The 6660-nt window shown below is 74.8% G+C and carries 4 protein-coding genes; all 4 read right to left on the reverse strand.

Annotated features, from left to right (window positions below):
- On the reverse strand, positions 1-1733 hold a 1733-nt coding region (locus ACZ49J_RS41050), incomplete at its 3' end, for a homocysteine S-methyltransferase family protein (RefSeq protein WP_467457632.1).
- 97 nt (positions 1734-1830) lie between these two features.
- Positions 1831-3054, reverse strand: coding sequence for a methionine adenosyltransferase (gene metK, locus ACZ49J_RS41055; protein WP_467457633.1), 1224 nt, complete (start codon positions 3052-3054; stop codon positions 1831-1833).
- Between the two features lie 55 nt (positions 3055-3109).
- Entirely contained in the window at positions 3110-5179 is a 2070-nt protein-coding gene (locus ACZ49J_RS41060) for a condensation domain-containing protein (protein WP_467457634.1), read from the reverse strand.
- A 293-nt stretch (positions 5180-5472) separates the two neighbouring features.
- Complete coding sequence (locus tag ACZ49J_RS41065) at positions 5473-6480, reverse strand: alpha/beta hydrolase (protein WP_467457635.1); 1008 nt, start codon at positions 6478-6480, stop codon at positions 5473-5475.
- Positions 6481-6660: the final 180 nt, after the last annotated feature.

The following is a 6660-nucleotide window of genomic DNA, read 5'->3' on the forward strand; positions in this document are numbered from 1 at the left end:
GAGTCCAGCCCCGCCTTCACGCACTCGTCCAGGAACACGGAGTTCAGCAGGATGCGGGCGGCCGGGTTGAGGCCGAACGAGATGTTCGACAGACCGAGGGTGGTCTGCACGTCGGGGTGACGGCGCTTCAGCTCACGGATCGCCTCGATCGTCGCGATGCCGTCCTTGCGGGACTCCTCCTGGCCCGTGCAGATCGTGAAGGTCAGACAGTCCACGAGGATGTCCTCCTCGCGGATGCCCCAGGTGCCGGTCAGGTCCGCGATCAGCCGCTCGGCGACGGCGACCTTCTTCTCCGCCGTCCGGGCCTGGCCCTCCTCGTCGATCGTCAACGCGATCAGCGCCGCACCGTGCTCCTTCGCCAGCCGCGTCACCCTGGCGAACCGTGAGTCCGGCCCGTCGCCGTCCTCGTAGTTCACGGAGTTGACGACCGCGCGCCCGCCCAGCTTCTCCAGACCGGCCCGCAGGACGTCGACCTCGGTGGAGTCCAGCACGATCGGCAGGGTGGAGGCGGTGGCGAACCGGCCGGCGAGTTCCTGCATGTCGGCGACGCCGTCCCGGCCCACGTAGTCCACGCACAGGTCCAGCATGTGCGCGCCCTCACGGATCTGCTCCCGGGCCATCTCCACACAGTCGTCCCAGCGGCCCTCCAGCATGGCCTCACGGAACTTCTTGCTGCCGTTGGCGTTCGTCCGCTCCCCGATCGCCAGGTAGGAGGTGTCCTGACGGAACGGCACCGACTGGTAGAGCGAGGCGGCACCAGGCTCGGGCCGGGGATCGCGCGGTGCCGGCGTGAGTTCGCGCACCCGCTCCACGACCTGCCGGAGGTGCTCCGGCGTCGTGCCGCAGCAGCCGCCCACCAGGGACACCCCGTACTCCCGCACGAAGTCCACGTGAGCCTGTGCCAGCTCCGCCGGGGACAGCGGGTAGTGGGCCCCGTCGCCGCCGAGGACGGGCAGGCCCGCGTTCGGCATGCACAGCAGCGGGATACGCGCGTGCCGGGACAGGAAGCGCAGGTGCTCGCTCATCTCCGCCGGGCCGGTGGCGCAGTTCAGGCCGATCATGTCGATGCCGAGCGGCTCCAGCGTGGTCAGCGCGGCGCCGATCTCGGAGCCCAGCAGCATCGTGCCGGTCGTCTCGACGGTCACCGAGACGATCAGCGGGACGCCGTGCCCGGCCGCCTCGATGGCGCGGCGGGCCGCGACGACCGCCGCCTTGGTCTGGAGGAGGTCCTGGGTGGTCTCCACGAGCAGCGCGTCCGCGCCGCCCGCGAGCAGGCCCTCCGCGTTGGCCCGGTAGGCGTCGCGGAGCGCCGGGTACGTGGTGTGTCCCAGCGTCGGGAGTTTCGTGCCGGGGCCCATGGGGCCCAGCACCCAGCGCTGCAGGCCGGTCCGCGTGGTGAACGCGTCGGCGGCCTCCCGGGCGATCCGCGCGCCCGCCTCCGACAGCTCGCCGATACGGCCGGCGATGCCGTACTCGCCGAGGGCGCTGAGGTTGGCGCCGAAGGTGTTGGTCTCCACGCAGTCCGACCCGGCGGCGAAGTAGGCGTCGTGGACGGAGCGGACGATGTCGGGACGGGTGACGTTGAGGATCTCGTTGCAGCCCTCGAGGTTCTGGAAGTCCTCCAGGGTGGGCTCCTGTGCCTGGAGCATGGTGCCCATCGCCCCGTCGGCGACCACCACACGGGTCGCGAGAGCCTCCCGGAGGGCGGCGGCCCTGGTTCGTGGATGTGTCATTCCTGCCGTCCCGGATGCGGTCGGAAGAAGTCGGCGGCCGGGGTGCCGCAGACCGTGGAGAGGGGTGTCGAGGAGCTGTCGAGGAGCTGCCGGGGGCCTAGAGGCCGGCCGCCTGGCGGAGGGCGGTGGCCCGGTCGGTGCGCTCCCAGGTGAAGTCGGGCAGCTCGCGGCCGAAGTGGCCGTAGGCGGCGGTCTGGGCGTAGATCGGGCGGAGCAGGTCCAGGTCGCGGATGATGGCGGCCGGGCGGAGGTCGAAGACCTCGCGGACGGCCGCCTGGATCCGGTCCACGCCGGCCTTCTCGGTGCCGAAGGTCTCGACGAACAGGCCCACCGGCTCGGCCTTGCCGATCGCGTACGCGACCTGCACCTCGCAGCGGGAGGCCAGGCCCGCAGCGACCACGTTCTTGGCGACCCAGCGCATCGCGTACGCGGCGGAGCGGTCCACCTTGGAGGGGTCCTTGCCGGAGAAGGCGCCGCCGCCGTGGCGGGCCATGCCGCCGTACGTGTCGATGATGATCTTGCGGCCGGTCAGTCCGGCGTCGCCCATCGGGCCGCCGATCTCGAACCGGCCGGTCGGGTTGACCAGGAGGCGGTAGCCCTCGGTGTCCAGCTTGACGCCGTCCTGGCCGAGGCCGTGCAGGACGTGTTCGACCACGGCCTCGCGGATGTCCGGGGTCAGGAGGGAGTCGAGGTGGATGTCGGAGGCGTGCTGGGAGGAGACGACGACGGTGTCCAGGCGGACCGCTTTGTCGCCGTCGTACTCGATGGTGACCTGGGTCTTGCCGTCCGGGCGCAGGTAGGGGATCGTGCCGTCCTTGCGCACCTCGGACAGGCGCCTGGACAGTCGGTGCGCCAGGAAGATCGGCAGCGGCATCAGCGTCGGCGTCTCGTCCGTCGCGTAGCCGAACATCAGGCCCTGGTCGCCCGCGCCCTGCCGGTCCAGCTCGTCCCCGTTCTCCCCTCGGGAGGCACCCTCGACGCGGGTCTCGTACGCCGTGTCCACGCCCTGGGCGATGTCGGGCGACTGCGCGCCGATGGAGACGGACACGCCGCAGGAGGCACCGTCGAAGCCCTTGGCGGAGGAGTCGTAGCCGATGCCGAGGATCGTGTCGCGCACCAGCTGGGGGATCGGGGCGTAGGCCCGGGTGGTGACCTCGCCGGCGACGTGGACCAGGCCGGTGGTGATCAGCGTCTCGACCGCCACCCGGGACGCCGGGTCCTCGCGCAGCAGCGCGTCGAGGATCGTGTCGCTGATCTGGTCGGCGATCTTGTCGGGGTGGCCCTCGGTCACGGACTCCGAGGTGAACAGGCGGCGGGACATGTCACTCCTGGGGCTCAAGGGGCGTGGGGTGGACGGGGTTCGGGTTCGGGGTGGTTCACCGCTGTCCGGTGGCGGCGGCCGCCACCCGAAGGGTCCGGGCCAGGGCCCGGACCGAACGGTGACGGTCGCCGGACGCTCCGGCGATCACGACCAGCGGCGCGTGCCAGCCGTGGGCGGCGATGCGTTCGGCCACGTCGTGGGCGAGGGGCTCGGCCGCCGGGTGGCCGGCGAGCAGGACCCGATCGCCCCGGGCGAGGGCGGGGCGCAGCCGGGTCAGACAGGCTCGGGCGTCGGCGGGGGCCGGCACGGTGGCGACGGTCCAGGGGGCGGGGGCGGCGTCAGCCACCAGCCGGTGCCAGTCGTCCGGGGCCTCGGCGTGCGGGATGAGGCAGATGGTGCCCGCGCCGTCCCGCCGTGGCCCGGGGGGCGGTCCCGCGGCGTCCTGGAGGGCGGGCGCGGCGGCCGGTGCGATCCGGGGCGACGGGGCCTGGCCGAGGAGCGCCAGGGCGTCGCCGACGGTGGTGGTGGCGCCGACGGCCCCGGGGAACGCGCTCAGCAGGTGACAGGTCTGCGAGAGGAGTTCGGCGCCGTCCGAGTCGCTGATGCGGGTGCGGTCGTAGACCGCCGTGAGCACCAGCGTGCCGTCGCCGTTCACCGCGGCGGTGACGGTGTACGAAAGCGCGGTGTGCGCGCCGATCGTCTCGGTGTCCCCGACGCGTACTCCGTCCCCGGCGAGTTCTTCCAGCAGCGGGTCGCGGGAGCCGTGGTCCGGCGACGTCGCGCGGAACGAGACCAGCGTCTCGGGGACGGGGCCGTCGCCCTCGCGGGACCAGCGCGCGAACTGCCCCGGGGAGGGCCACTCGTGGGCCGCGGCGAGCAGCGCGCGTTCGGCGAGGGCGGACAGCAGTCCCGTCATCGTCTGGGCCGGGTCCACGGTGACGTGGACCGGGACGGTGGTCTGCAGCGGGCCGACGAGCCGTTCGGCGCCCTGCAGCGGGATGGCGCGGCCGGAGGCCGCGGCGGCGAACGCCACGGGGGCGGCGGCGCCGTCCCGGGAACCGCACCGGTGGAGCAGCAGGGCCCACGCGGCGTTCAGGGCGGTGCTCTCCGTCACGCCGAGGTCCGCGGCCCACGCCCTGAGGCGGCGGGCCTGCCGGTCGGACAGGCGCTGCCGTGCGCGGCCGTGGGGGCGCGCGTCCAGGTGCGGGCGGGCGGCACGCGGCCCCGGCCGGCCGGGGAGGGTGATCGCGCCGGCCGACTCGGCGGCCAGCCCCCGCCACAGGCGGCGGGCCGGTTCGGTGTCCTGGGCGGCGAGCCACTGCCGGTGGTCGCGGATGTCGGGCCGCCGGCTCCCGCCGGTGGGGAGACCGCCGGCCAGGTAGGCGCGGTGGAGGGCGCGCTGCAGGATCCGGACGCTCCACCCGTCGAGCAGCGCCTGGTGGTAGGTCAGCAGCATCCGCACACAGTCGTGGCTCTCCCGGAGCAGGGCGACACGCAGGGCGGCGCCCGGCCGGTGGAGGTCGAACTCCCTTCTGCGCTCGCCGAGGATGACGGCGTGCCAGTCGGCACGGTCCTCCCGGTGCCATTCCAGGAGGGGGGTGGCGTGGGGGTGGACCGCCACGAGGGGCGCCGGGTCGCCGGGGCGGGGCCGGGCCAGGGCGGCCCGCAGCGCGGCCTCGCCGTCGTACAGGCGCTGCCAGGCGGCGGTGAGGCGGCTCGGGTCGAGCGGTCCCGTCCACCGGAAGTGCGCCTGTTCGACGTGGAGCGCGGTGTCGGGGCGCGTCAGGGCGTCGAGGAGGATGTCCCGCTGGCCGGGTGTGGCGGGCAGGACGGCGGAGGCCCCGGCACCGCTGACGGCCGGCGGCGGGGTGGCGGTCAGGGGGGTGGCGGTCAGGGGGGCGGTGAGCGCGTCGGCCGCCAGGTCCGCGAGCGGGCCGGGCGGGTACGGCGGCAGGGGCAGGGTGAGGGTGTGGAAGGTCGCCGTGTGGCGCCGGAGGGTGGCGGTGCCGGGAGGCAGGAGGACGAGCGCGTCCGCCAGCGCGGCCGGGGTGAGCACACCGCGCAGGGCGAGGCGGGGCGGAGCGCCGGGCAGGACGGCCACGTCCATGGCGATGCCGGCCGACATGGGTGCTCCCTCCAGTTCTCCGTGTGGCGCCGGTCCGTCCGGGCACGGCGGGTGTGCGGGCGGCGCGGGTACGCCGCTGGTACGTCGTGCGTGCCGCTCTCCGGGAGAACGGCATGTGCCGTCACCAGCCTCGCGTCCCCCGCCGGGAGACCGCTGGAGAAGGCCTGGAGTCCCGGCGGCCGTGGCACCGGTACCCCGGACTCCGGGCCGGCGAACCGCCGGCGGCGTGCGCCGGCGGCGGACCGCTGACACGTGCGGTGGCTCATGGGGGACACGGCCGGACACGGTCTTGGTCATGGCCAGGCTGGCAGTCTCCGCTCGTCCCGCTGTGGTACGGGCGTGGAGCGTGCGTGGAACGGGAGCGGAGCGGCGGACGGGCGGGTGCGGGCGGCGGAGGTCAGGCACTCCTCCAGGAAGGCGAGGACCCGCAGGTGGTAGGCGGGAGCGGCGTGGCCGAGCGAGACGTTGTGGCCCGCTGCCCGCAGGCGGTCGACCGTCACCGAGGGGGCGGCGCCGAGACGGGCCGTCATCGCCTCGACGGTGGCGTCGTCCAGCCGCCACCACGCCTCGTGCTCGGCGAAGGTGAGTCGTACCGGCACGCGGACGCGGGGGGCGAGCTCCTCGTACTGACGCGGCCACAGGACGGTCTCCCGGGACTCGTGGGCCGGCACGGGGGACAGGAGCTCCTTGCCGGCCCGGAAGGCACCGTGCGGATACAGGTTCAGCGGGCCCCAGTTGAGGCGGAACGCCCCGCCCTGGAGGGTGGAGGGGAAGTGGAGGGCGCCGGGGTCGTAGCGGTAGCCGGTGCCGGAGGTGTCGAGGCCCAGCAGCGGGACGGCGCCCTGGTCGGCGGCGGCGACGTGCAGGGCCGCCTTGCCCCCGTCGGAGTGGCCGAGGAGGAGCACGCCGGCGCCCACGTCGTGCCGGCGGGCGTGGTCCTGGAGAGCGGCGTGCAGCGCCTCGGCCTGCTCGGCCAGCGGCAGGCCCTGCGGGAGGTGCCGGGCGGACGCCCCGTATCCCGGGCGGTCCACGGCCAGCACCGCGTGTCCGAGAGCGGTCGCGAGCGGGAGGAACGCGTTCCAGTAGGCGGCGCGCATCCCGCGCCCGTGCACGGCGAGCACGGTGGCGCGGGGGGCGGCGCCGGAGGAGGGCGGCGCCCACAGCGCGGACAGCGGGAAGCCGCCGGCGTCGACGGTGCACGGGACGGCGCCCGCGGGGGCGCCGGTTGTTGCGGGGCTGCCGGCCGTCGTGGGGTCACCGGTTGTCGCGGGGCTGCGGGTCGTCGTGGGGTCGCCGGTCATTGCGGGGCTGCCGGTTGTCGTGGGGTCGCCGGTTATTGCGGGGCTGCCGGCCGTCGTGGGGTCACCGGTTGTCGCGGGGCTGCGGGTCGTCGTGGGGTCGCCGGTTATTGCGGGGCTGCCGGTCGTCGTGGGGTCACCGATCATCGCCGGGCTGCCGGTCATCGCAGCGCCGCCTTCCGG

It is taken from the genome of Streptomyces sp. NPDC030840 (genome assembly GCF_055572015.1).

What these genes read in the sequence shown, in the direction of transcription:
- ACZ49J_RS41060 (WP_467457634.1), bottom strand. Translation starts at nt 5,179, where the DNA reads ATGTCGGCCGGCATCGCCATGGACGTGGCCGTCCTGCCCGGCGCTCCG.
- metK (WP_467457633.1), bottom strand. Translation starts at nt 3,054, where the DNA reads ATGTCCCGCCGCCTGTTCACCTCGGAGTCCGTGACCGAGGGCCACCCC.
- ACZ49J_RS41065 (WP_467457635.1), bottom strand. Translation starts at nt 6,480, where the DNA reads ATGACCGGCGACCCCACGACGACCCGCAGCCCCGCGACAACCGGTGAC.